The following is a 23,761-nucleotide window of genomic DNA, read 5'->3' on the forward strand; positions in this document are numbered from 1 at the left end:
GGTAGAACGACAGGACCGACGCCGGGTCATCGACCTGCGATGCCACGTTGATGCTGCGCTGATTTCCACTCGCGTGCAGCCACGGTGTCCCGGTGGTGAATCCTGCACCTTCGTCGCCGGACCATTGCATTGGAGTCCTGCAATTGTCCCTGCTGTACTTGGCAACTAGGTTCAGAGCTTCTTCTGGGTCGTGTCCGGCATCGATAGCGACCTGGTATTCATTGTGGGTGAATACGTCGTCGTAGTCGTCGATCGAAGCGAAAGATGGGTTCTCCATCCCGATCTCTTGACCCTGGTAGATGAACGGAATTCCGGGCCGCATGAAGAGGATCCCGGCGAGCATGGTCTTGCTGTAGTCGTCGACGTCGCCCTCGGGAATGTAGTTGCTCACCCCACGCGGTTCGTCGTGGTTCTCGATGATGTTGGCCTTGAACTCGGTGCCTTCTACTTCACGAATGCTCTCGAAGATCGCGCGGCGGTAGTTGTTCGCGGTCACCGGACTCCGGTCGTACCAACCCTTGCCGCTCACCTCCATCGAGTCCGTGCTCAGGTCGAACATGGTGGAGAAGTAGCCGCCATCGCCGATGTACTCCCCCAGGCCAGCGGCAGGATAGCTGCTCAGCTCGGACACGGTGAAGGCACCGTACGGTTCGAAGACATCGTCCTTGATTTCCTGGAAGAAGTCCTCGAGGCCATCGACGCTGTCGACCATCTTCTGCTTGCTCGCGAGTCCGTCATCGCGGTCCGGCGGGAAGGACTTCCAGTCGAGGTCCTTCTTGAGGTTGGCGATCGCGTCGAGCCGGAATCCTGAGACACCGCGGTCGAGCCACCACCGCATCATGCTCTTCATCTCTTTGCGGACCTCGGGGTTCTCCCAATTGAGGTCGGGCTGCTCCTTGGCGAAGATGTGGAGGAAGTACTTGTCCGTACCCTCGACCTTCTCCCATACACTGCCCCCGAAGGTCGAACGCCAGTTGCTCGGTGCGGAGCCGTCGGGTGCCTGCTCCACAAAGTAGAAGTAGTCTGCGTAGCGACCTTCAAGGTCTCGCAGTGCCTCCTGGAACCATTCGTGCTGATCGGAGCAGTGATTCAACACGATATCGATCAGAATATGGATGTTGCGTTGACGTGCCTCCCGGAGGAGCTCATCCATATCGTCCATCGTTCCGAAGACGGGATCCACCCCGTAGAAGTCCGAGACGTCATACCCCTGGTCAACGAGCGGTGAGGGGAAGAACGGCGATATCCAGACGATCTCGACGCCCAGGTCCTCGAGATAGTCCAGCTTCTCGATGATTCCTCGCAGGTCGCCGATGCCGTCCCCATCGCTGTCGCGGAAGCTCTTCGGATAGATCTGGTAGGCGGTCTTGTCGTGCCACCACTGTCGTTCCATCGCGGGGTCCTCTCGGGTCGTGTTGCTCTCTTTGGGAGCCCAATTGTTATCCACGACACGTCGAACCACTAGTGCTACCAGCGATTACGCTCCAGTTTTCCGAAACCCGGTCAGGTTTTCAGCGGATGAAAATTTTTCCGGGGCCGGCCGGCCTCCCCGCGACCACAGCCGGATCTACTTGCCCACCGCGCGGGCGAGGTGGCGTCCGGTGAGGGTCGTCGCATCCACCAGCTCCGCCGGCGTGCCGGTGAACACCACCTGCCCACCCTCGTGGCCGGCCCCGGGGCCGACGTCGATGATGTGGTCGGCCTGTGCCATGACCGCCATATTGTGCTCGATGACGACGAGGCTGTAGCCGTCGTCGACCAGCGACTGCATCATCGTGACCAGCGTGCCGGTGTCCGCGAGGTGCAGGCCCGAGGTCGGCTCGTCGAGCACGATGACGTGTTTTCCGTCCACACCCTTGAGCCCCTCACCGATCTTCGCCGCCAGCTTCAGGCGCTGGCGCTCGCCGCCGGAGAGCGTGTTCAACGGCTGACCGAGGCGCAGGTACCCCAGCCCCACCTGGGCCAGGCGCTCCAGCACCGCCACCACGCTGCGCGAACCCGCACTGGCCTTCACCTCCCCGGCGAAGAACTCGCGGGCGGCCCGCACCGTCATGTCCAGTACGTCGCTGATGGTGCGTCCGGCCAGGGTGAACTCCAGGACCTCCGGTCGGAAGCGGCGTCCCCCGCACTCCTCGCACGGGGTGGACACCCCCGCCATGATCGCCAGGTCGGTGTAGACCACGCCGAGGCCGTTGCACACCGGGCACGCGCCCTCGGAGTTCGGACTGAAGTGCGCCGGTGTCGCCCCGGCGGCCTTGTTCGCCCGGGCGAAGAGCTTGCGCACGTCGTCGAGCAGACCGGTGTAGGTCGCCGGGGTGGAGCGGCGCGAGCCGCGGATCCCGGACTGGTCCACCACCGTGACCCCGTCCCTGCCGGTCAGCCCGCCGTGCACCAGCGAGGACTTGCCCGACCCCGCCACGCCGGTGACCACGTTGAGCACGCCGAGGGGCACGTCGACCGAGACGTCCTTCAGGTTGTTGTCGTTGACGTGCTGCAGCGCGATCGTGCCGGTGGCCTCGCGCACGTGTCCGCGCAGGCTCACGCCACGCTCCAGGGAACGCGCGGTGACGGTGTCCGCCCCGCGCAGACCCTCGTAGGTGCCGGCGAACACGATCTCGCCGCCGGCGTCGCCGGAGCCCGGCCCGACGTCGACCACGTGGTCGGCGGCGGCGATGACCTCAGGTTTGTGCTCGACGACGAGCACGGTGTTGCCCTTGTCGCGGATGCGGCGCAGCAGGTCGATCATCCGGTCGATGTCGTGTGGGTGCAGCCCGATGGTCGGCTCGTCGAAGACGTACGTGACGTCCGACAAGGACGACCCGAGGTGGCGGATCATCTTCACCCGCTGCGCCTCACCGCCGGACAGGGTGCCCGCCGGGCGGTCGAGGCTGAGGTAACCCAGGCCCACGTCCACCAGGTTGTCGAGCATGCCGAGCAGGTTGGTGCGCACGGGTGCCACCGAGGGTTCGGCGTCCAGCGCCAGCACGAGCTCGCGGAGCTCGGTGACCTGCGTGGAGTTCCACTCGCCGATGGTGCGTCCGGCGACGGTGGCCGTGCGCGACGCCTCCTTGAGGCGGGTGCCGTGGCAGTCCGGGCACGGGCCGGTGGTGCTGATGCGCTCCACGAAGTTCACGATCTGCTTCTGCTTCGGCGGGGTGTCACGGTCGATCCACAGCCGGCGGATGCGGGTGACCAGCCCGTCGTAGCTCAGGGTGGAGAATCCGCCGTTGGCGTCCTTGTCTTCCTTCGGGACCTTGATCTTCTGCGCCGGGGCGTACAGGAAGAACTCGCGCTGCTCCTCGGTGAAGTCGGCGACCGGGACGTCCGGGTCCAGGCGCGGGTTCTTCGCGTAGGACGACCAGTACCAGTCCCCCACGCCGAAGCCCGGCGCGTCGATCGCGCCCTCGTTCAGCGACTTCGACTCGTCGAGGAATGCCGACAGGTCCAGCGTGGCGCCCACGCCGGTGCCCTCACAAGTCGGGCACCAGCCCTCGGGGAGGTTGAAGGAGAAGTGGCCGGACGCGCCGACGTACGGCTGCGACAGGCGGCTGAACAGCAGCCGCACCAGGGAGGACGCGTCGGTGGCGGTGCCGACGGTGGAGCGTGAGTTCGCGCCCATGCGTTCCTGGTCGATGATGATGGCCGGCGAGAGGTTCTCCAGGACGTCCACGTCCGGTCGCGGCAGGCTGGGCATGAAGCCCTGGATGAACGCGCTGTAGGTCTCGTCGATCAGCCGGCGCGACTCCGCGGCGACGGTACCGAACACCAGCGAGGACTTACCGGACCCGGAGACGCCGGTGACCACGGTGAGCTTGCGCTTGGGCAGGTCGACGTCGATGTTCTTGAGGTTGTTCGCCCGGGCGCCCCGGACGTGGATGGTGTCGTGGCTGTCGCTCATTGGCCCCTTTATAGCCGAAGGCGCGGGGTGGGCCGACCTCGCTACGGCTCACCCCAGGTGCCGGTAGGACGCCGCGAGGCGCTCAAACCACCAGTCGCGGCGCTCGGCGGAGGACGCCAGGGCGTCGAGCCGGTCGGCGTCGGGCGTCAGCGGTTCCACGGCGAGGCGTCCGTCCACGATCTGCCGCGGCGCGCAGACGTCCTCGGCGTACAGCGAGCCGGTGGCCAGGCCCGCGGCCTGCGGGACGACGGTCATCTCGTCGTCGTCGGTGTAGCCCGGCAGCGTCGCCGCCGCGAGGATGCCGGCGTACATGCCCACCCCGGACTCCAGGGCGGAGGACACGGTGACGGCCACGCCGAAGCGTCCGACCTCCTCGGCGATCGCGCGGACCTGCGACACCCCTCCCAGCGGCGCGGCCTTGAGCACGGCCACGTCGCAGGCCCCGGCCTGCACCACGGCCATCGGGTCGGTGGACTTGCGGATGAGTTCGTCGGCGGCGACGCGCACCATCATGCCGCGCGAGCCAAGGCGCTTGCGCAGTTCGGCGAGCTCGGCGACGGTGGCGCACGGCTGCTCCACGTAGTCCAGGGGCCCGCCACCGCGCGAGGGGTCGGTCAGCGCGGTCGCGGCCTCGAAGGCCTCGTCCACGGTCCAGCCGGCGTTGGCGTCGACCCGCACGGCGATGCCGGGACGCGCCTCGCGCACGGCGCGCACCCGCGCCAGGTCGTCCTCCAGCGTCTGTCCCTTCTCGGCGACCTTCACCTTCACGGTGGTGCACCCGGGGTAACGCTCCAGCAGGCGCGGCACGGCCTCCGGGTCGACCGAGACGTCCACCGCGGGAATCGTGGCGTTGACCTCCACTGACCCCGTGGTGGGCTCGGCCACCTCACCCCAGCCGAGCTCCACGGCGCTACGCAGCCAGCGGGAGGCCTCCGGGGCCCCGTACTCCAGGAACGGCGACCACTCGACCCAGCCGGACGGTGCCTCGAGGAGCATCAGCTCGCGCTCGGTGACCCCGCGGAAGGGCACACGCAGCGGGCAGGTGACCACGCGGGCCCGGTCGGTGAGCTCGGAAAGGGACGGAAGGGCGTGAGGCAGCATGACCACACCCTACGATGGTCCCATGAGCGACAATCCTTTTGACCCTTCCCAGTGGCGCGAGGTCCCCGGCTTCGACTTCGACGACATCACCTACCACCGGCACGCCGGTGAAGGACGCGAGAACGGCATCGTGCGCATCGCCTTCGACCGTCCCGAGGTGCGCAACGCCTTCCGACCGCACACCGTCGACGAGCTCTACCGCGCGCTCGACCACGCACGGCGCTCCGCCGACGTGGGCACGATCCTGCTGACCGGCAACGGGCCGAGCCCGAAGGACGGTGGCTGGGCGTTCTGCTCCGGCGGCGACCAGCGCATCCGCGGCCGTTCCGGCTACCAGTACGCCACCGAGCACGACGGTGACGTCACCGAGGCCACCGCGGACAAGGTCGACGAGGCCCGCGTCAAGGCCGAGGGCGGACGCCTGCACATCCTCGAGGTGCAGCGGTTGATCCGCACGATGCCGAAGGTCGTCATCGCCGTGGTCAACGGCTGGGCCGCCGGCGGCGGACACAGCCTGCACGTGGTGTGCGACCTGACCATCGCCTCGCGCGAGCACGGCATGTTCAAGCAGACCGACGCCGACGTGGGATCCTTCGACGCCGGCTACGGCTCGGCCTACCTGGCCAAGCAGGTCGGCCAGAAGAACGCCCGCGAGATCTTCTTCCTGGGACGCTCCTACTCCGCCGAGCGCATGATGCAGATGGGCGCGGTCAACGAGGTCGCCGACCACATCGAGCTGGAGGACACCGCGGTGCAGTGGGCGCGCGAGATCAACGGCAAGTCCCCGACGGCGCAGCGCATGCTGAAGTTCGCCTTCAACCTGCCCGACGACGGACTCATGGGCCAGCAGGTCTTCGCCGGGGAGGCCACCCGCCTGGCGTACATGACCGACGAGGCCGTGGAAGGCCGCGACTCCTTCCTGGAGAAGCGGGCGCCGCGGTGGGACGAGTTCCCCTACTACTACTGACGGGGCGCCGGGCCCGCCGGGGGACGGCACAGCCCGGCACCGGTACCTGAGTGCCACCTGTGAATCCGGGGAGCCGGAGGTCAGCGTCCTGCGAGAACAGGGGCGATGATGGGCGGGGTCAACGATCAGTCCAGCCCCGGATTCATTCCGCAGGTCACTCCGGTAGCACACTTTCCGATTTTCCCTTGAATTCACCCACTGTTTACCTGTTCCGTCATTCGCGGTGAATACGACCGCTTCCACGACCTGCGGTTATGCCGCCTGTCCGACCCGCTTAAGTGAATACAATATACCCCCATTTAATACCCCCGTCGACGTCCGGGGAGTAGACGTTTGCGCCGATAAGCGGGATATTTCTAGGTGTGACTGAGCTTCTCATCCTCGTGCTCGTGATCGGGACCGCCCTGGCGTTCGACTTCACCAACGGTTTCCACGACACCGCCAACGCGATGGCCACCTCCATCGCCACCAAAGCCCTGAAGCCGAAGACGGCCGTCGCCCTCGCGGGCCTGCTGAACCTCGTCGGAGCGTTCCTCTCCGTGGAGGTCGCCAAGACCGTCGCCAACGGCATCGTGAACCTGGAGGACTTCGACCTCAGCGTCGTCGCGGAGGCCGACAAGCTTCTGCTCGTGGTCTTCGCCGGTCTCATCGGCGGCATCCTCTGGAACCTGTTCACCTGGCTCTTCGGGCTCCCCTCCAGCTCCTCCCACGCCCTGTTCGGCGGCCTGATCGGCGCGGCGATCGCCGCCCTCGGCGTCTCCGGCGTGGTGTGGGACGGCGTCCTGCAGAAGATCATCGTGCCGGCGCTGGCCGCCCCGGTGATCGCCGGGCTAGTCGCCGCCGTCGGCACCGCCGGGGTCTTCAAGCTCACCCGTCGCACCCGCGAGGGCGAGCGCGACAACCTCTTCCGCCTCGGCCAGATCGGCTCCGCCTCCCTGGTCGCCCTGGCGCACGGTACCTCCGACGCGCAGAAGACGATGGGCGTCATCTTCCTCGCCCTCGTCGCCAGCGGGAACCTGGACGCCGCCGCGGACATGCCCTTCTGGGTCACCGCGAGCTGTGCCATCGCCATCGCCGCGGGCACCTACGCCGGCGGCTGGCGCGTGATCCGCACCCTGGGCAAGGGCCTGGTGGAGATCACCTCCCCGCAGGGCATGGCCGCCGAGACCTCCTCGGCCGCGATCATCCTGACCTCCGCGCACATGGGCATGGCGCTGTCCACCACCCACGTGGCCACCGGCTCGATCCTGGGCTCCGGTGTCGGCAAGCCCGGTGCGAAGGTCCGCTGGAGCGTCGCCGGACGCATGGCCATCGCCTGGGTCACCACCCTGCCGCTCGCCGCCGCCGCGTCCTGGCTGGTGTGGTCGGCGTCCAACCTGGTCGCCGAGGCCACCTCGATGGCCGTCGGTTCGCTGTTCTCCTTCCTGATCCTGGCCATCGGTGTAGGCCTGATCGTGTACAAGGCGCGTAAGCAGCCGGTGCACGCCGACAACGTCAACGAGGACTGGGACGAGCACGGCCTGTCCCCCGAGGACGCCGCCACCGCCGCGGACGCTACCGCCGCCACCAACGCCGCCAGCGCCGCTGACGCTGCCGAGCCCGGGGCCCCCGCAGCCACCGACAACGACACCCTCGTCCACGCCCTGGCCGGCTCCGGCGCAAGCTCCGCCGACGCCGCCGCGGCCCCCACCGACGCTGCCGGGGACCCGGGGATCGGACGCGGCGACCCCGCCTCCGTGCTCGACACCTCCGCCGGACACCCGACCAGCCAGGAGAACTAGATCATGACCATCCTCGAGTCACTGCTCCAGGTCACCATCGCCGGACTCGTGCTGGGCGCCGGCCTGCCGATCCTCTTCGGCGTGGGAATCCGCCTCTGGGTGCCCGCCGCCGACGGTGCCGACGGCGCCGACAGCACCGTCACCCACAACACCGGGTGGCGCCGCTCCGCCGCCATGGTGATCTTCGCCCTCATCGCCCTGGCGATCCTGGTCGGACTGATGTGGGTCACCCAGGGCCGCATCTACTCCACCTTCGGCTGGGACGTCTTCGGGACGGCGACCACCGGCGGCGGGCACTGACGGCAGGCACCGCCACAGCCACATTCTGGACGGGGCAACATCCCCTTCACGCAGGAGAAACAGAGATAATACTTGACGTCTCCCATTGTTTGAATCTACCATCTTGGGTAGATCGACGAACGTCGTCCTCTGTTCCCCCCGCCACAACGGCGGTTACCTGCCTGAAGGAAGTGAATCCCGTGCCGTCCACGACATCCATCACCCGGCGACTGGTCAGCCTCTTCGACTGGTACCGCCGCCCCAGTTCCGGAGACCAGGCCTTCATCGACAACACCGTGCTCGGCGTCCTTCCCGGATCCTGCACCATGACGTTGCCGCGCACCGTGCGCCGCGAGGACACCGGCCCCAACACCCGCGCGTTCTCCCCGTCCGACCTGGGCGTGGGCACTGGTTCGACCGACGTGCTCGCCCTGCTCATCGACGAGGGACGCACCCCGGCAACCCCGCGCGAGGTGCGCTACACCTTCCGCGCCCTGGAGGGCCGCCACCCGACCGACGCCGAGGCGTCCGCCGCCTGCTCCTACGTCGCCTCCTTCGGCCTGCTCGCCTGAGCGGGCACCACGGCGGCGTAGCGTTGGAGCAGTGAAGCTCGAAGCACTGCCCGTCGCCCTGAACACCGCCAGCGTCGCCGCCGCACTGCCTGTCCTGCAGGACGTGCTCGCCGGACGCCGCGCTGTCCTCCCCGTTCCGCCCGACGCCCGCGCGGCGACGGACCTGCAGGACGCCATGCGCGTCGCGGACGTCACACTCGACGAGGCCCCGGGCACGCTGATCGCCTGCACCTCCGGCTCGACCGGCCTGCCGAAAGGCGCGCGCCTGCGCGCGGCCAACCTCCTGGCCTCCGCCGACGCCACGGCGTCCTACCTGCGTGCACGCTTCGGCACCGCACCCGGACCCTGGCTGCTGGCCCTGCCGCCGCACCACATCGCCGGACTCCAGGTGATCCTGCGCAGCCTGCACGCCGGCCACTCCCCCACCGTGATGGACGGCGACGGGCCGTTCACCGCGGCCGGCTTCGTGCGCGCCACCGCCGACCTGCGCGACCGCCATCCCGGGGAGGACCTGCACACATCCCTGGTGCCGACGCAGCTGCACCGTCTGCTCGACGGCACCGACGACACCGACGGCGCCGACACTTCCCGCGCTCTCGCCGCGCTGCGCGAGTACGCCGCGATCCTCGTCGGCGGGGCGGCGACCTCGCCGGAGCTCGTGGCACGGTGCAGGCAGGACGGCGTGCCGATCGTGCTGACCTACGGCTCCTCAGAGACCGCCGGCGGCGTGGTCTACGACGGTGAACCGATCCCCGGCACCGTCGCCACCATCGAGGAGGCCTCCGGGCGCATCCTGCTGAGCGGGCCGACCGTCGCCGACGGCTACCGCAACGTCGACGGTGCGACGGAGCAGGACGCCTTCCCCGCCACCGGCACTTTCCGCACCAGTGACCTCGGCGCGGTGGAGGACGGGGTGCTCACCGTGCGCGGACGCGCCGACGGGGCACTCAACAGCGGCGGACTGAAGATCCTCCCCGAAGAGGTCGAGGCCGTGCTCTCCGCCATCGGGTACCGCTCGTGCGTCGTCGGACTGCCCGACGACGACCTCGGCGAGGCCGTCGTCGCACTCGTGGAGTCCGAGGCCACCGCGGCCGAATTCACCGACGAGGTACGCGCCGCACTGAAGGCGGCCGGCACCGCGGGCCACCTCATCCCCCGTCGCGTCCTCACCACGTCCGCCCTGCCGGCCACCGGACCAGGCAAGGTCGACCGGCGGGCCGTGCACGCGCAGATGCGGACTAGGCTGAGGAGCTGAGAGACACCGGAAGCAACCGGTGACGCACGCGCCCGTCAGGAGATCGACTTGTCCCACAACACCGCCACCGCCGACGACTGGCTGACCGGAGCCCGCCCGCACACCTGGGCCAACGCCGTCGCCCCCGTGCTCGCCGGCACCGCCGCCGCCGTGTACGACGGACAGGCCTCCTGGATCCGCGCGGTACTCGCCGGCGTGGTCGCCATGGCACTGATCATCGGAGTGAACTACGCCAACGACTACTCCGACGGCATCCGCGGCACCGACGACGACCGCACCGGCCCACTGCGGCTGACCGGGTCAGGCCTGGTGCCGCCGGAGCGGGTGAAGTACGCCGCCTTCCTCAGCTTCGCCGTGGCCGGGGTCGCCGGTATCGTCCTGTCGCTGATGTCGGCCTGGTGGCTGATCCTCATCGGCGCACTGTGCATCCTCGGCGCCTGGTTCTACACCGGCGGCAAGAACCCCTACGGCTACCGGGGGCTGGGCGAGGTCGCCGTGTTCGTCTTCTTCGGCCTGGTGGCGGTGACCGGCACGGAGTTCACCCAGTCCGGCACGGTCAGCTGGGTGGGACTGCTGCTGGCGGTCGGCGTCGGCAGCCTGTCGGCCTCGGTGAACCTGGTCAACAACCTGCGTGACATCCCCACCGACAGGGAGGCCGGCAAGACGACGCTGGCGGTGATCCTCGGCGACCGTGCGACCCGGGTGCTCTACGTGGTGCTCGTCGCGGTGTCGGTGGTGGTGACCGTGGCGGTGTCCGCCGCAGGCATCGCCGCCCTCATCGCGCTCGTCGCCGTGCCGTTGCTGTTCGTCGCCTCCCTACCGGTGGTCAAGGGCGCGCAGGGCAAGGACCTGATCCCGGTGCTGGGGCTGACCGGCCGCGGGATGCTCGTCTGGTCGGCGGCGATGTTCATCGCGATGCTGCTGAGCTGACGCCCCGGGCGGGTCCGGGCCCATTCCTGGGCGGGCCCCAGAGACAGCAACCCCGGAGGTTGGTCGTACCCAACCTCCGGGGTTGCTGTCTGCCCGGGCCTTTCACGGCGCGGCACGCTCAGTCGAGGCGCTCCTCGAGCTGGGCACGCATCTGCTCCTTGTGGGCCCGACGACCCGCGTCGCGCACCGCGATCTGCTCGTTCACGCGCAGCCGCAGCTTACGGAACAGGAACATCGACAGCGGCAGGGCCACGATCAGGGCCAGCAGCGCGCTCATCAGCAGCGGGAACGACTGCCCCATCCCCATCAGGATCGCCACCGACTGGATGACCACCGTCAGCACCACGAACACCAGCACCCGGGCCAGGCCGTACAGGGCGATGTCGCGCCAGGCGCCGGCGGGCAGCTTGCCGGGGTTCAGGTCGGCGTCGGCGGTACCGGAGGTACCGGTGTTCTCGGCGCTGTCGGTGTCGACCGAGTCGACCGTGTCGTCGGTGTCCCTAGTGTCCCTGATATCCCTGTCTTCCACGTCCCCCACCTTACGACCCCGTGCAGCACGCCCCCAAAACCCTGCGGACCCCGCACCGCCGGACCGGGATGAATGTGATTCACACCCGCCGATCGACTCTGTGTCCCCAGGTGGTTAGCATGGAGGGACGTGTCGGTCCGGCGACCGACCACCCCTACGCCGACAGGAGGTCGACAACAATGGGACGTGTAATACTCGTGGTGCTCGTGATCGTCACGGTCATCGTGCTGTGGAAGGCATTCGGTCCGAAGACCTGGAACAACGCACCCGGGGGATCGCAGAAGAGCCAGTTCCCGCCGCTGGGAATCCAGAAGAACCGGGGCGGCAAGGGTTCCGGAGGCGCGGGCGCGAAGGGCCCGGACGACGACCCCGACTTCCTCTGGAACATCAAGAAGGAACGCTTCAAGGCCCAGCGTGAGGCGGAGAAGCGTGAGCAGGAGGCGGTGGAACGCGCCCGGCGCGGGGAGCACTGGGACGCCGGCGAGACCGGGAAGTCTCCGGAGAAGCAAACGGAGAACCCGACCGCCCAGGACCCCTCCACGGAGAAGCCCGAGAACAAGCCAGAGAACAAACCCGAGCACAAGCCCGGCTCCAACGGCTCCCAGGAGAAGAAGGACGGCGAGGCTGGCGCCTAATTGGGCCTGACCAGCCCGCACCTGCCAGCCCCCGTCAGTTCTCCTTGCCCCGCTTCAGCAGCGTGAACAGGTACGAGGCGTAGGCCGAGGCCCCGTGGGCCCCCGCGCGCTCGGCGAGGTCGTCGTCGCTGAGGTACCCCATCCGCCAGGCGACCTCCTCCGGGCACCCGATCTTCAAGCCCTGACGTTCCTCGATGGTGCGCACGAAGTCCCCGGCGGCCATGAGGTTGTCCACGGTGCCGGTGTCCAGCCAGGCGGTCCCCCGCGGCAGGATCTCCACCTGCAGGTCGCCGCGCTCCAGGTACGCACGGTTGAGGTCGGTGATCTCCAGCTCGCCTCGGGCGGACGGCTCCAGCGACCGGGCCACGTCCACCACGTCCGGGGCGTAGAAGTACAACCCCGGCACCGCGAAGTTCGACCGTGGGTCGGTCGGCTTCTCCTCCAGGGACGTCGCCGTACCGTCGGCGTCGAAGTCCACCACACCGTAGGCGGTCGGGTCGGCGACCCAGTAGGCGAAGATCGCCCCGCCGGCCACGTCGTGGAAGCGGCGCAGCTGGGATCCCAGGCCCGCGCCGTAGAAGATGTTGTCGCCGAGCACCAGGGCGACCGGTTCATCGCCGATGAAGTCGGCGCCAAGGATGAACGCCTCGGCCAGCCCGTTCGGGGCGTCCTGCACGGCGTAGGTGATCTCCACGCCGAACTGGGATCCGTCGCCGAGCAGGCGGCGGAACTGGTCGTTGTCCTCCGGGGTGGTGATCACCAGAATCTCCCGGACGCCGGCGAGCATCAGGGTGCTCAGCGGGTAGTAGATCATCGGCTTGTCGTACACCGGGACGAGCTGCTTGGAGACCCCCAGGGTGATGGGCCGCAGCCGGGACCCCGTGCCGCCGGCGAGGATGATGCCGCGCATCACTCGCCCTCCCAGTTCTCCGCGTCCTGCTGGGCCTGCTCCCACGCCAGACGCAGCTCCTTCTCCCAGCCGCGGCACTCGTTCCAGGACGGCAGGACGACCCCGTCAACGCCGCCGCGTTCCACGTCGGCGACCGTCGGGGCCTCGCGGTCCTTGTCGGACAGGACGATCTCCTGCACGCCGAGGGACGCCCAGTCGATGCCGATCCCGGCGTCCAGCGGGCTGACCGCGTGCTCGGCGCCCGGGTCGTAGCCCTCGGAGACCAGGTAGCTCACGGTGGCCTGGCCGGCACCGGCGGGCACGCCGAAGGCGTGGCCCACCCCGATCGGCACGTAGACCCCGCGTCGGTTCTCCGCGGAGAGTTCCACGGCCACGTGCTGCAGGAACGTCGGCGATCCGCGGCGCAGGTCCACGAGCACGTCGACGACGCGTCCTGCAACGCAGGTCACGTACTTGGCCTGTCCGGGGGGCACGTCGGCGAAGTGCACGCCGCGCACCACGCCCTCCCGCGACGTCGAGAGGTTGGCCTGGGGGATGTCGAAGGGGTGGCCGAGCTTGTCGGCGACGACGTCGGCGCGGAACCACTCGTGGAAGGTTCCGCGGTCGTCGCCGAAGATGCGGGGTTCGGCGACCCAGGCACCGGGGATCTCGAGGTCGGAGATGTCAGTCATGCCCACCACTGTAACGGCCCCCGCCGGCGGCGCCGCGTCGCCGACAGGGGTACACCAGGATATTCACAGCTCCTTTATCTTGGAACATATATCTTTCTGTCTGTAATATCGCTGTGATGAACAAAGCGCGACTCGGGAAGGTCGTGGCCCGCGCCACGAAACCGCTCACGCCTGCCCTCCGCAAACTGACGACCCCGCTGACCCCCACCGACTACGCCGGTCTCTTCGACCCGCTGCGTGGCCGGGAGATCCGCGGACGGATCCTCGGGGTGACCCGCCACGGCGGCTACACCACCCTGACCATCTCCCCGGGCCCGGGCATGGGCGGCGCCTTCCACGCCGGGCAGTTCATCGGCCTCGGCCTCCAGATCGACGGACGGTGGCGGTGGCGCTGCTACTCGCTGACCAATGCACCGGTGCGTTCCGGGCACGGGCGTGGCCGCACCCTGACCGTCAGTGTGAAGCCGGTGCCCGGAGGCATGGTCTCCGGCCACCTCGCCGAGCACGCCGACGTGGGCCAGATCATCCGCCTGTCCGCCCCCGGCGGTGACTTCCACCTCCCGTCGCCGCTGCCGGAGCGGTTGCTCTTCGTCACCGCCGGCGCCGGCATCACCCCGGTGATGTCGATGCTGCGCTGGCTACGCGAGGAGTGCACGCCGCAGACCTGGCCGGACGTGGTGCACGTGCACAGCGAACGCGGTGCGCGTCCGCCGTCGCCCTTCGCCGACGAGCTCGAGGCGCTGGACGCCCTGGACGCCGACGAGGCGTCCTACCGTCTCATCGGCTGGGACTCCTCGCGGCGTGGCCGCCTGAGTGCGCAGGACGTCACGACGGCCGTGCCCGACTGGGCGGCGCGCGAGACCTTCGCCTGCGGTCCCGGCCCGCTGCTGGAGTCCCTCACCGAGGCGATGCCCGGCACCCGCACCGAGACCTTCCACGCCCAGGGCGCCGCCTCCGGCAGCGCCGGCACCGGACCGGACGCCGCCGACCTCGGCGGGACCATCGAGTTCGGTGACTCCGGCGTGACCACCGAGTCCACCGGTTCCACGACGATCCTCGACGCCGCGGAGAACTGCGGGGTCAACCTCGTCCACGGCTGCCGGATGGGCATCTGCCGCACCTGCGTCGCCCCGATCACCGACGGCACCGCCGTGGACCTGCGCGACGGCGCCACCTACGGCCCCGGCGAACAGGTGCGCACCTGCTGCAGCGTCCCCTCCGGATACCTCCACATCGCCAGCAGCTGACCGGCACAACCCCGCCCGAACCCCCTGCACGACCCCTTGCCGACCCCTTGCCGACCCACCCCTGAGGAGCACCCATGGCAGTCCAGGACATCACCGCCTACGCCCACCTGTCCGACGACGACGTCCGCGACATCGGCCGCCGCCTCGCCGCGATCGAGAAAGCCCACCGCGAGTCCCTGGGCACCAAGGACTCCGACTACATCAAGAGCCTCATCCGCGCCCAGCGCGCCCTCGACCTGATCGCACGCATCGCCACGTCCACCTCCTCCAACGTGGCCGTGCCCGCCGGGCTGATGCTGGGGCTGGCGAAGATCCTCGAGAACCTCGAGATCGGCCACAACGTGATGCACGGCCAGTGGGACTGGATGAACGACCCGGAGATCCACTCCTCCACCTGGGAGTGGGACAACACCGGCCCCTCCTCCGGCTGGAAGCACTCCCACAACGTGGTGCACCACACCTACACCAACATCATCGGCATGGACAACGACGTGGGATACGGCATCCTGCGCGTGACCCGCGACCGCAAGTGGACCCCGCAGGCACTGTTCCAGCCGCTGATCAACGTGGTGCTCGCCAGCCTCTTCGAGGTGGCCGTGGGCTTCTACGACGTGGAACTGGGCCGCTACTTCACCGGACGCCAGAGCTGGGAGGAGACCAAGCCCCGGCTGATCGCCGCGGTCGCCAAGACCGGACGCCAGTTCGGCAAGGACTACGTCGGCTTCCCCGCCATCGCCGCGGCCACCGGCTTCCTGTTCCCCGGGTCGAAGGACGGGGTGAAGCTGTCGCGCGCCGCCGGGGCGAAGCGCCGTGCGGCGGCGGCGCTGAAGACCGCCGTCATGGCCAACCTCACCCGCAACGTGTGGGCGTACGCCGTGATCTTCTGCGGCCACTTCCCCGACGACGTGGAGACCTTCACCCGCCGCACCCTCGCCGAGGAGACGCAGGACGAGTGGTACCTGCGTCAGATGCTCGGCTCCGCGAACTTCCGTGGCGGCCCGGTGCTCTCGGTGCTGTCCGGGAACCTGAACTACCAGATCGAGCACCACCTCTTCCCCGACATGCCGTCCAACCACCTCGCCGAGATCAGCAAGGAGGTGGAGACCATCGCCAACGAGTACGGGCTGCCCTACAACACCGACAGCTTCCCCAAGCAGCTCCTGCAGGTGCAGCGCACGCTGATGAAGCTCTCCCTGCCGAACTCCATGCTGCGTGCGGACGCCTCCAACGCCCCGGAGGTCCGGTCGGACGCCGCATTCAGCTCCAACCCGGACATCGCCGAGCAGACCGGACACAAGGAACTGAGCAAGGGCCTCAAACTGCTGAAGAAGGCCCGCCCGAAGTTCCTGGCGTAGGTCGCCCTCCCGGACCGTCACGGACGGTCCCGGTGGTCAGCTCCAGCGGATCGGCTCGGTGCCGTCGAGGTCCTCGACGTCGGTGACCGCAGAGCTCTCGGTGTTCTCGGTATTCGCAGTGTTCTCGTTGCCGCCGACGGTCTCCGCGGTCTCGCCGAGGTCGTAGGCGAACGCCATCCCGGTCGGGTTGATGCCGCGGGTGCGCTCCTTGTCGACGTAGCTCAGGCCGAACCCCGAGTAGGTGGTGCCGACCTCGACGTCGTTCATGTCGCCGGGCAGCATATCCTCCTCGTCGACACCGCACACCGACGGCTCAGCGCGTTCGACGAGGTTGGCCGCGGTCCCCGCGTCATCGGAGGGGTACGGCACCGGGGCGACGAGGTCGGCGCCCTCCCCTGCCCCGAGGAACTCCACCTCGTAGGGCAGGCACAGGAAATGGTCGACGTCGTCTGCCCCGTCGCCCACCGCGACCTCGTCGGCGTCCAGCACACTGGATCTCAGCGCGGTGACCTTCCAGAACTGCAGCGGTGCGTCCGACGCGACGTCCGTCTCGCCACCACCGTCGCCAGCGGCCTGGCGGGTGACCACGTAGGCCGGCTCGTCGAGATCGAGCTCCGTGCCCGGCTCCGTAGGACGGAAGCCCTTCGGTGCGTCCCCGAGATCCAGGCCCGCGATGAGTTCGCTCTCGTCGGTGTCCTCCTCGACGACGTCGGAGGTCGCCGCCTCGTCGCTGTCGCCGCCGTCCTCACCGATGGAGCATCCGGTGACGGCAAGAACAGGGACGGTGAGCGCGGTGACCAGCACCCTTTTCCAGGTCGACGGCACCATCGATGGCAGCGAAACAGTCATACTCCCGAGGATAGTGCAGGGGGTACCCACCGAGACGGCGGCGTCGCCTAGCCTGAGGTGACCCCTTCGTAGCCCCTGCGACCTCGACCCACCTCTCATCCGACGGAGCACGCACCCCCATGACCGAGACCCCACCTACCAGCACCCGACCCCGGAAACGTGGCCGTCCGCGGAAGTCGGAGAGCGCACGTCAGGACACCCGCGACCTCCTGTGCCGCACAGGTGTCGTCGCCCTGACCGAGAAAGGCTACTGCGCGACCGGCATCGAGGAGATCCTCACCGCCGCCGGGGTACCGAAGGGTTCCTTCTACGCCTACTTCGACAGCAAGGAAGCCTTCGGGGCGGCGGTCATCGTCGAATACGACCGCTACTTCACCCGCAAGCTCGACCGCCACCTGGGTGACGGGTCCGTCCCCGCCCTCGACCGCATCGACGCCTTCTGCGCGGATGCCGAGGCAGGCATGCAACGCCACTCCTACCGGCGCGGCTGCGTGATCGGCAACCTCGGCCAGGAGATGAACGCACTTCCCGAGGCCTACCGCGCGCAGATCGTCGATGTCCTCGCCGGATGGCAGGCCCGGGTCGCCGCATGTCTGACGTCCGCCAAGGACAACGGTGAGATCCCCGACGGGGTCGACTGCCGTCAGGCGGCGGAGGCCTTCTGGATCGGCTGGGAGGGCGCGGTACTGCACGCCAAGCTCCACCGTAGTGCGGAGCCGTTGAGGATCTTCCGGCGCTTCTACCTCGCTGGCCTGCGCGTACCGCCGGAGGATGCATAGGTTTCGCACCAACCGTCGAATTTCATAGACGATCGGTCTAATATTGGCGGGCGAACCCTTCCCCGCCCAGCAAGGAGCACCCGCCATGTTCACAGGTGTACTGATCGAGAACGACGACGCCGGCTACCGCGCACGACTGGCCGAACTCGACGAACAGCAGTTGCCCGACGGCAATGTCACGGTCCGCGTGAGCCACTCGGGCATGAACTACAAGGACGCCCTGGCGATCACCGGAAACGGCAAGATCGTGCGCGACTTCCCGATGGTGCCCGGCATCGACTTCGTCGGCCAGGTCGAGCACACTGACGGCGGTGCCGACTACACGGAGGGCGACTGGGTCGTCCTCAACGGTTGGGGCGTCGGGGAACGCCGGTGGGGCGGACTGGCCCAGAAGGCCCGGGTCAACGGCGACTGGCTCGTGCCGCTCCCCGACAACTTCACTCCCGCCCAGGCCATGTCCATCGGCACCGCCGGCTACACCGCCATGCTGTGCGTGATGGCCCTGGAGCGCCACGGTGTCACGCCCGACCAGGGCGAGATCGCCGTGACCGGGGCCTCCGGCGGGGTCGGCAGCGTCGCTGTCGCCGTGTTGGCGAAGCTGGGGTACACCGTGGTGGCGATCACCGGCCGACCCGACGAGAACCGGTACCTGAAGGACCTCGGCGCATCGGAGATCCTCGACCGGTCGGACTTCTCCGGGGCCGGAAAGCCGCTGCAGAAGGCACGCTGGGCCGGCGCCGTCGACGTGGCCGGGAGCCACACCTTGGCGAACGTGCTGGCGGGGACGAAGTACCGCGGCGTCGTCACCGCCTGCGGCCTTGCCGCGGGCATGGGCCTGCCGGCATCGGTGGCACCGTTCATCCTGCGCGGCGTGACCTTGGCCGGCATCGACAGCGTGATGTGCCCGATCGAGGACCGGCTGGAGGCCTGGCGCCGGCTGGGCGAGGACCTGGACCCGGAGAAGCTGGCGATGATCACCAAGGACGTCGGCCTGGACGAGGCCGTCCCCGCCGCCCAGCGGCTCCTGGACGGCAAGGTGCGCGGACGCGTGGTCGTGGACGTCGACAAGTTCTGACGGCCCGGCGGCGCCGCGGGAGGACGGCGCCCCCCTCAGCGCCAGACGACGCGCCCGCCGTGCAGGGGATCCAGGTCGGAGCCCTCGGCCTGGAACAGGAAGCGCACGCCGACCGGCTTGCGCGCGGCACCGGAACCGTCCTTGCGCACGCAACCCAGCACCGCACCGCGGTACGTCCTACCCTCGACCAGCTCGTCGAGGACGCCGGGGACCATGTCGGACGGTTCGACACCGCAGTGCAGCTCCGCCGAGTAGAGCAGCGGCTCCACGGCGTTGCCGTCGGCGTCGGTGGCGATCAGCACCGGCACGGCGACGGCGGGTTGGACGACCGGGTTGCCGTCGCCTCCGTCACCGAGGAAGGTGATCTCGTAGGGGGTCAGGATGTAGTGGTCGACCTCCTCCGGCGCGGGGTTCACCCCGACGGCGAAACTGCGGCCGAGGTCGAGGTCCTCCGGCGGGACGGTATGGGAGCAGCCGGTGGCGATCTCCCAGTAGAGCGTGGGGCCGTGGGGCAGCCGGGTGAGCACCTCGGCGGTCTGACCGTGGGTCAGCGTGGAGTCCGGCAGGGTGAGTTCGAAGTCGGCCGGCGGGCCCGGCAGGACGACCGCCTCGTCGCCGACCTGGTAGCCGTCGCAGGGCTTGGCGCAGGCCAGACGGGGCACCGCAGCGCCGGTGTTGAGCATCGTGCGCCAGGTACGGCGGGCGGAGGGGACGGTGACGACTCGTGACGTGGTCATGCTGGTGGCCCTTTCCCCGGTGTGGCGCCGGGTGGGGGCATGTGGAGGCTTACATCGGTCAACCTACCCTTATTTGTTTTCACGAAAGGACACTCTGGAGCAATTGCTCCGGAACAATCCCCCACCACAAGAGTGTCCCAGCTCACAGCACACTTCCGATCCCCCCGGACGCCACCCCCGTACCGCCGACTGTCGGCAGATCAGTCGAGGATCTCCTCGGCCTCCCGGTAGGTGACCTCGGCGTCCTTGCGGCTGACCTCCCACCACGACCGGTTGTCCCGGTACCACTGCACGGTGGCCGCCAGTCCCGCCGAGAAGTCGGTGTAGCGAGGCTCCCAGCCCAGTGACCTCATCGACGACGGGTCGATCGCGTAGCGGCGGTCGTGCCCGGGACGGTCGGTCACGTGGACCACGTCCCCGGCGTCCCGACCGAAGAGTTCGAGCAACGCCTCGACACACTGCCGGTTCGAGCGTTCCCCGTCCGCACCGATCAGGTAGGTCTCCCCCGACACCCCACGGTCCAGGATCGCCCACACCGCATGGTTGTGGTCGTCGACGTGGATCCAGTCGCGCACGTTGTCGCCGGCGCCGTACAGGCGCGGGGTCTCCCCCTCGATCAGCCCGGTGATCTGCCTCGGCAGGAACTTCTCCGGGTGCTGGCGCGGACCGTAGTTGTTCGAGCAGTTCGAGATCGTCGCGCTCAGGCCGTGACTGCGCACGAAGGCGCGGACCAGGTGGTCGGCGGACGCCTTGGACGCCGAGTACACCGACGACGGTGCGTACGGGGTGTCCACGGTGAAGCGGTCGTCGCCGTCCAACGGCAGGTCGCCGAAGACCTCGTCGGTGGAGATGTGGTGCAGGTGCACACCGTGGCGCACACACGACTCGGCGAGCACACCGGTGCCCTCGGTGTTGGTGCGCACGAAACGCAGCGGGTCCCGCAGGGCGTTGTCGTTGTGGCTCTCCGCGGCGAAGTGCACCACCGCGGCCCCGCCCGCCTCCTGACCGGGAACGGCCAGCCCGGCGACCAGCTCATCGACCAGGGCGGCGTCGCACACGTCACCCTCGACGAGGCGCACACCGTCCAGGCCGGCGAGGTTGGCCGGGTTCGCCGCGTAGGTCATCGAGTCCAGGACGGTGACCTGCACGTCCGGCCGGGTGAGCCGGGTGAGCCGGACGAAGTTGGAGCCGATGAAACCGGCACCGCCGGTCACCAGCAGTCTGGTGATCCGGCGGTCGGGGGTTCGCGTCATGTCAGTTCAGTCCGGCGTAGGAGTGCAGACCCGAGATGACGATGTTGATGAAGAACAGGTTGAACACCATCGTGGCGAACGCCAGGACGTTGATCCACGCCGCGGGCTTGCCGCGCATGCCCGGCGTCGCGCGGGCGTGCAGGTAGGCGGCGTAGAGCAGCCAGGTGATCAGCGAGACGGTCTCCTTGGGGTCCCAGCCCCAGAAGCGGCCCCAGGCGAAGTGTGCCCATGTGGCGCCGAAGATGACACCGAGGCCGAACACCGGCAGCGTCCAGATCGCCGCCCGGTAGGCCAGGGCGTCCAGCTTGGAGGCGTCCGGCAGCGGGGTCGCGATGGCGCCGAAGAACCCCTTCTCCTGGCCCTTCGGCTGAGCACGACGGAGCAGGTAGAGCAGCGAGGCCATACCGGAGACCAGACCGATGCCGCCACCGATCGACACCGTGGACACGTGGATGACGAACCAGTAGGAGTTCAGCGACGGAACCAGCGGCGCGACGTCGGCGTAGAGCTCGGTGCCCGCGTAGAACATCAGGACCAGGATCGGGGTGAGGATCCACGGCCACAGCACACGCATCGCCTTGCGGCGAAGGACGTAGCAGGCGATGACCATCGAGACACCCGAGACCACGGAGACGTACTCGAAGAGGTTGCCCCACGGGAAGCGTTCCGCGGCAAGCCCGCGCATCACGAGGAAGAGAATGTGCATCGCCACACCGAGCCAGATGACGGCCTGGGCCATGCCACCCCAACGGTCCGCACGGCGGAACCCTGCCCGGATGGACTCGACCTGGAACCGCGGCGGCAGCTCGTCCTCCGACAGAGAACCCGTCGCGATTCCGGAGACGTCGTGGGATCCGCCGTCAGCGGCGTCCTTGTCGGTGCCCGCGCCCGCCTCGTCGCTGGCGCTACCGGCCCCGGCGGAGACGGCGACCTTCTGCTTCTCCGCCTTGCCCTCGCCCAGGATCCGCGCCCGCTCACGCCTGGCTTCGGTGGCGGAACGGAGCATCCCGTAGAAGATGAGGGAGATGGCGAGACCGACCAGGTACAGCCCTGCCGTCGTGGCATAGGCCAGGTCGGAAAAATTCGCCAAGCCCTCGTTGACGTCATGGATGTCCATCCGTCGTTTCCTCCGTCGATAGTCACTGGACCGTATCTCGGCCCACGTTACTGCGCTCTACTAGCCAAAACCAAAAGTGAACTGGGGTTTAGCGTTCCTCAGGACGGTCTTCCGTGTCCCCGGTCTCAGTGGGCTCGGCCGGGTCGGCGAGCTCACCCTCGGCCTTCTCGCGGGCGAGTTCGCGATCGAGCTCGTCCTCCCAGTCCTCCCACTCGCTGTCCGTCTGGTCGAACTCCTCGTCCAGCTCCTCGTCCTCGAGGTGCAGCAGCTCCTCGGCGACACGGTTGAACTCACGGCCCCAGCCGGCGGAGTCCGTACGGGCCAGCCCGGCGATCTGCAGCGACGTGGTGCCGTCCTGGTTGTCGGTGACCCGCACCCAGAAGCGGCGGCGCTTGATCGTGAGTGAACCGACCAGGCTGATCAGCATCAGCAGGGCGAAGCCCAGAACAAACGGGGTCGTGGGATCGCGACTGACCTGGAGGTTCACGAACTCCTGGGCACCGTCGAAGCTGATCTCCGTGCCGTCGTCCAGGGTGACCGACTCGCCCTCCATGAGGTTGACGCGGTCCAGCTTCTGCAGGGCACCGCTGTGCATCTGCGTGGAGTCGAGCGAGAAGATGTCCTGGCCGGTACCGGCGTCCAGCCCCGTGTCGCCACGGTAGATGTCGATGGCGACCGCCGGATCGTTCATGGCCGGGAAGCTGGAGGTCAGCAGGGCGTCGTTCTCACCGGAGAACTCTGCGGTCGGGGCGAACAGGCCCTGGATCGCCAACTGGTTCTGGCGGCGGTCGTAGAGGTCGTCGTACATCCCGGCCGGCGGGTCCATCTTGATCGCACCGGAGGACAGGAAGTACGTCAGGTCGTCCGGACGGAACTGGATGGTCTCGGTACGGGTCTCACCGTTCGGCCACTTCACGGTGAACGTCGGCGCGTAGCCGTGTCCCTGGAGGTAGACCAGGTCGCCGTCCACGTTGAGTGGGTGGTTGACCCGCAACTGCTCCTTGTCCCACTCGTCGGTGGGCAGCATCGCGTCCTCGCCCTCGGCGAAGTCGATGTCCGAGGAGAAGCTGGTGGCCTGTCCGGTGGCCTCGTACTCCGCCTCGAAGTTCTTCACGTTCACGCAGAACGGGGTCAGCGTGGTGCCGTCGAACAGGGGGCCGTAACGCATCGAGTCGAAGTTCGCGACCGCGGAGTTGCAGAACTCCGAGCTCGGCGAGTCGGTGCCGGCGATCACGATGACCTGGCCCTCGTAGTAGACCATGCGCCCCAGCAGCACGGTGATGAGGATCCCGACCAGGGAGAGGTGGAAGACGAGGTTCGAGGCCTCGCGCATGTAACCACGCTCGGCGGCGAAGGACCACTTCCCCGCCCGGTCCTCGGAGGCCTCGGTCGCCCCGCCACGCCATTTCGCGAAACGACGGGACACCTGCTTCTCCACGTCCTCCGCCGGGGCGTCGACCGTACCCTCCACGAAGTTGGGCATCCGGGTCAGCCGCTTCGGCGCCGACGGCGGGCGCGTCTTCAGCGCCTTGTAGTGGTCCCACGTGCGCGGCAGGATGCAGCCGATCAGCGACAGGAACAGCAGGACGTAGATGGCGGCGAACCACGGCGAGCTGAAGACGTCGAACAGTCCCAGCTTGTCGTAGATCTCGCCGACCCGACCGTTGTTCTCGATGTACTCCGTGACGTTGCCCTCGTTCAGCGACCGCTGCGGAAGTATGGCACCGGGAAGGGCGCCGAGGGCGAGCAGGAACAGCAGGACCAGTGCCGTCCGCATACGGGTCAGCCATTGCCAGGCCCGTTTCGGCAGACGCAGGAGCC

Annotated in this window: 22 protein-coding genes; 11 read left to right on the forward strand and 11 right to left on the reverse strand. The window is 68.5% G+C overall.

Annotated features, from left to right (window positions below):
* The 3 genes from ACT3UN_RS14985 to ACT3UN_RS14995 form a co-directional block, all read right to left on the reverse strand.
* A partial coding sequence (locus ACT3UN_RS14985) for an alpha-glucosidase (protein WP_444657465.1) occupies positions 1-1,393 on the reverse strand: 1,393 nt, incomplete at its 3' end.
* Positions 1,394-1,567: 174 nt separating this feature from the next.
* The gene (locus ACT3UN_RS14990; RefSeq protein WP_444657466.1) at positions 1,568-3,898 is read right to left on the reverse strand and encodes an excinuclease ABC subunit UvrA; all 2,331 of its coding nucleotides are present in this window, start codon (positions 3,896-3,898) and stop codon (positions 1,568-1,570) included.
* Positions 3,899-3,946: 48 nt separating this feature from the next.
* Positions 3,947-4,999, reverse strand: coding sequence for an o-succinylbenzoate synthase (locus tag ACT3UN_RS14995; RefSeq protein ID WP_444657467.1), 1,053 nt, complete (start codon positions 4,997-4,999; stop codon positions 3,947-3,949).
* Positions 5,000-5,021: 22 nt separating this feature from the next.
* On the opposite strand from ACT3UN_RS14995, the gene ACT3UN_RS15000 reads away from it, so the two are divergent.
* The 6 genes from ACT3UN_RS15000 to ACT3UN_RS15025 all read left to right on the forward strand — a co-directional run bounded on the left by ACT3UN_RS15000 (position 5,022) and on the right by ACT3UN_RS15025 (position 10,783).
* Positions 5,022-5,966 carry a 1,4-dihydroxy-2-naphthoyl-CoA synthase gene (locus ACT3UN_RS15000; RefSeq protein WP_444657468.1) on the forward strand — a complete coding sequence of 315 codons (945 nt, stop codon included), beginning with the start codon at positions 5,022-5,024 and terminating at the stop codon, positions 5,964-5,966.
* 362 nt (positions 5,967-6,328) lie between these two features.
* On the forward strand, positions 6,329-7,747 hold the full coding sequence (locus ACT3UN_RS15005) for an inorganic phosphate transporter (protein WP_301442303.1): 1,419 nt from the start codon (positions 6,329-6,331) through the stop codon (positions 7,745-7,747).
* Between the two features lie 3 nt (positions 7,748-7,750).
* Positions 7,751-8,047, forward strand: a complete 297-nt coding sequence (locus ACT3UN_RS15010; protein WP_444657469.1) for a hypothetical protein — start codon at positions 7,751-7,753, stop codon at positions 8,045-8,047.
* Positions 8,048-8,226: 179 nt separating this feature from the next.
* Positions 8,227-8,598: a hypothetical protein gene (locus tag ACT3UN_RS15015; RefSeq protein WP_444657470.1), complete on the forward strand. Its 372-nt coding sequence runs from the start codon at positions 8,227-8,229 to the stop codon at positions 8,596-8,598.
* Between the two features lie 31 nt (positions 8,599-8,629).
* The gene (locus ACT3UN_RS15020) at positions 8,630-9,853 is read left to right on the forward strand and encodes an AMP-binding protein (protein ID WP_444657471.1); all 1,224 of its coding nucleotides are present in this window, start codon (positions 8,630-8,632) and stop codon (positions 9,851-9,853) included.
* A gap of 48 nt (positions 9,854-9,901) precedes the next feature.
* Positions 9,902-10,783: a 1,4-dihydroxy-2-naphthoate polyprenyltransferase gene (locus ACT3UN_RS15025; protein ID WP_444657472.1), complete on the forward strand. Its 882-nt coding sequence runs from the start codon at positions 9,902-9,904 to the stop codon at positions 10,781-10,783.
* Positions 10,784-10,901: 118 nt separating this feature from the next.
* Here the strand turns inward: ACT3UN_RS15025 and ACT3UN_RS15030 are convergent, their stop codons facing one another.
* The gene (locus tag ACT3UN_RS15030) at positions 10,902-11,312 is read right to left on the reverse strand and encodes a DUF4229 domain-containing protein (protein ID WP_444657473.1); all 411 of its coding nucleotides are present in this window, start codon (positions 11,310-11,312) and stop codon (positions 10,902-10,904) included.
* Between the two features lie 179 nt (positions 11,313-11,491).
* Here ACT3UN_RS15030 and ACT3UN_RS15035 point away from each other — a divergent pair, with 179 nt between their 5' ends.
* Entirely contained in the window at positions 11,492-11,947 is a 456-nt protein-coding gene (locus ACT3UN_RS15035; RefSeq protein ID WP_444657474.1) for a hypothetical protein, read from the forward strand.
* A gap of 34 nt (positions 11,948-11,981) precedes the next feature.
* Here ACT3UN_RS15035 and rfbA read toward each other — a convergent pair whose 3' ends face one another.
* Positions 11,982-12,857: a glucose-1-phosphate thymidylyltransferase RfbA gene (rfbA, locus tag ACT3UN_RS15040; RefSeq protein WP_301442308.1), complete on the reverse strand. Its 876-nt coding sequence runs from the start codon at positions 12,855-12,857 to the stop codon at positions 11,982-11,984.
* The gene (locus ACT3UN_RS15045; protein ID WP_301442309.1) at positions 12,857-13,528 is read right to left on the reverse strand and encodes a dTDP-4-dehydrorhamnose 3,5-epimerase family protein; all 672 of its coding nucleotides are present in this window, start codon (positions 13,526-13,528) and stop codon (positions 12,857-12,859) included. Before ACT3UN_RS15045 ends, rfbA begins: the two co-directional genes overlap by 1 nt.
* Positions 13,529-13,644: 116 nt before the next feature.
* Between ACT3UN_RS15045 and ACT3UN_RS15050 the strand changes: the two genes are divergently transcribed.
* Entirely contained in the window at positions 13,645-14,775 is a 1,131-nt protein-coding gene (locus ACT3UN_RS15050; protein ID WP_441582125.1) for a flavin reductase family protein, read from the forward strand.
* Positions 14,776-14,849: 74 nt separating this feature from the next.
* Positions 14,850-16,130, forward strand: a complete 1,281-nt coding sequence (locus tag ACT3UN_RS15055; protein WP_444657475.1) for a fatty acid desaturase family protein — start codon at positions 14,850-14,852, stop codon at positions 16,128-16,130.
* Between the two features lie 36 nt (positions 16,131-16,166).
* On the opposite strand, the gene ACT3UN_RS15060 is transcribed toward ACT3UN_RS15055, so the two are convergent.
* Positions 16,167-16,979: a hypothetical protein gene (locus ACT3UN_RS15060; RefSeq protein WP_444657476.1), complete on the reverse strand. Its 813-nt coding sequence runs from the start codon at positions 16,977-16,979 to the stop codon at positions 16,167-16,169.
* Positions 16,980-17,098: 119 nt separating this feature from the next.
* Here ACT3UN_RS15060 and acuR point away from each other — a divergent pair, with 119 nt between their 5' ends.
* Both acuR and acuI read left to right on the forward strand, forming a co-directional pair.
* Entirely contained in the window at positions 17,099-17,758 is a 660-nt protein-coding gene (acuR, locus tag ACT3UN_RS15065; protein ID WP_444657477.1) for an acrylate utilization transcriptional regulator AcuR, read from the forward strand.
* Between the two features lie 85 nt (positions 17,759-17,843).
* Positions 17,844-18,833 carry an acrylyl-CoA reductase (NADPH) gene (gene acuI, locus ACT3UN_RS15070; protein ID WP_444657478.1) on the forward strand — a complete coding sequence of 330 codons (990 nt, stop codon included), beginning with the start codon at positions 17,844-17,846 and terminating at the stop codon, positions 18,831-18,833.
* A gap of 35 nt (positions 18,834-18,868) precedes the next feature.
* Here acuI and ACT3UN_RS15075 read toward each other — a convergent pair whose 3' ends face one another.
* From ACT3UN_RS15075 to ACT3UN_RS15090, 4 genes are all read right to left on the reverse strand, one after another.
* Entirely contained in the window at positions 18,869-19,570 is a 702-nt protein-coding gene (locus ACT3UN_RS15075) for a hypothetical protein (RefSeq protein WP_444657479.1), read from the reverse strand.
* 200 nt (positions 19,571-19,770) lie between these two features.
* The gene (rfbB, locus tag ACT3UN_RS15080; protein WP_441582119.1) at positions 19,771-20,823 is read right to left on the reverse strand and encodes a dTDP-glucose 4,6-dehydratase; all 1,053 of its coding nucleotides are present in this window, start codon (positions 20,821-20,823) and stop codon (positions 19,771-19,773) included.
* A gap of 1 nt (position 20,824) precedes the next feature.
* Entirely contained in the window at positions 20,825-21,940 is a 1,116-nt protein-coding gene (gene ccsB / locus ACT3UN_RS15085; protein ID WP_301443316.1) for a c-type cytochrome biogenesis protein CcsB, read from the reverse strand.
* Between the two features lie 88 nt (positions 21,941-22,028).
* The coding region (locus ACT3UN_RS15090; RefSeq protein WP_444657480.1) for a cytochrome c biogenesis protein ResB at positions 22,029-23,761 on the reverse strand (1,733 nt) is incomplete at its 5' end.

Source organism: Corynebacterium sp. AOP12-C2-36 (assembly GCF_052379185.1).
In the GTDB taxonomy this organism is placed as follows: domain Bacteria; phylum Actinomycetota; class Actinomycetes; order Mycobacteriales; family Mycobacteriaceae; genus Corynebacterium.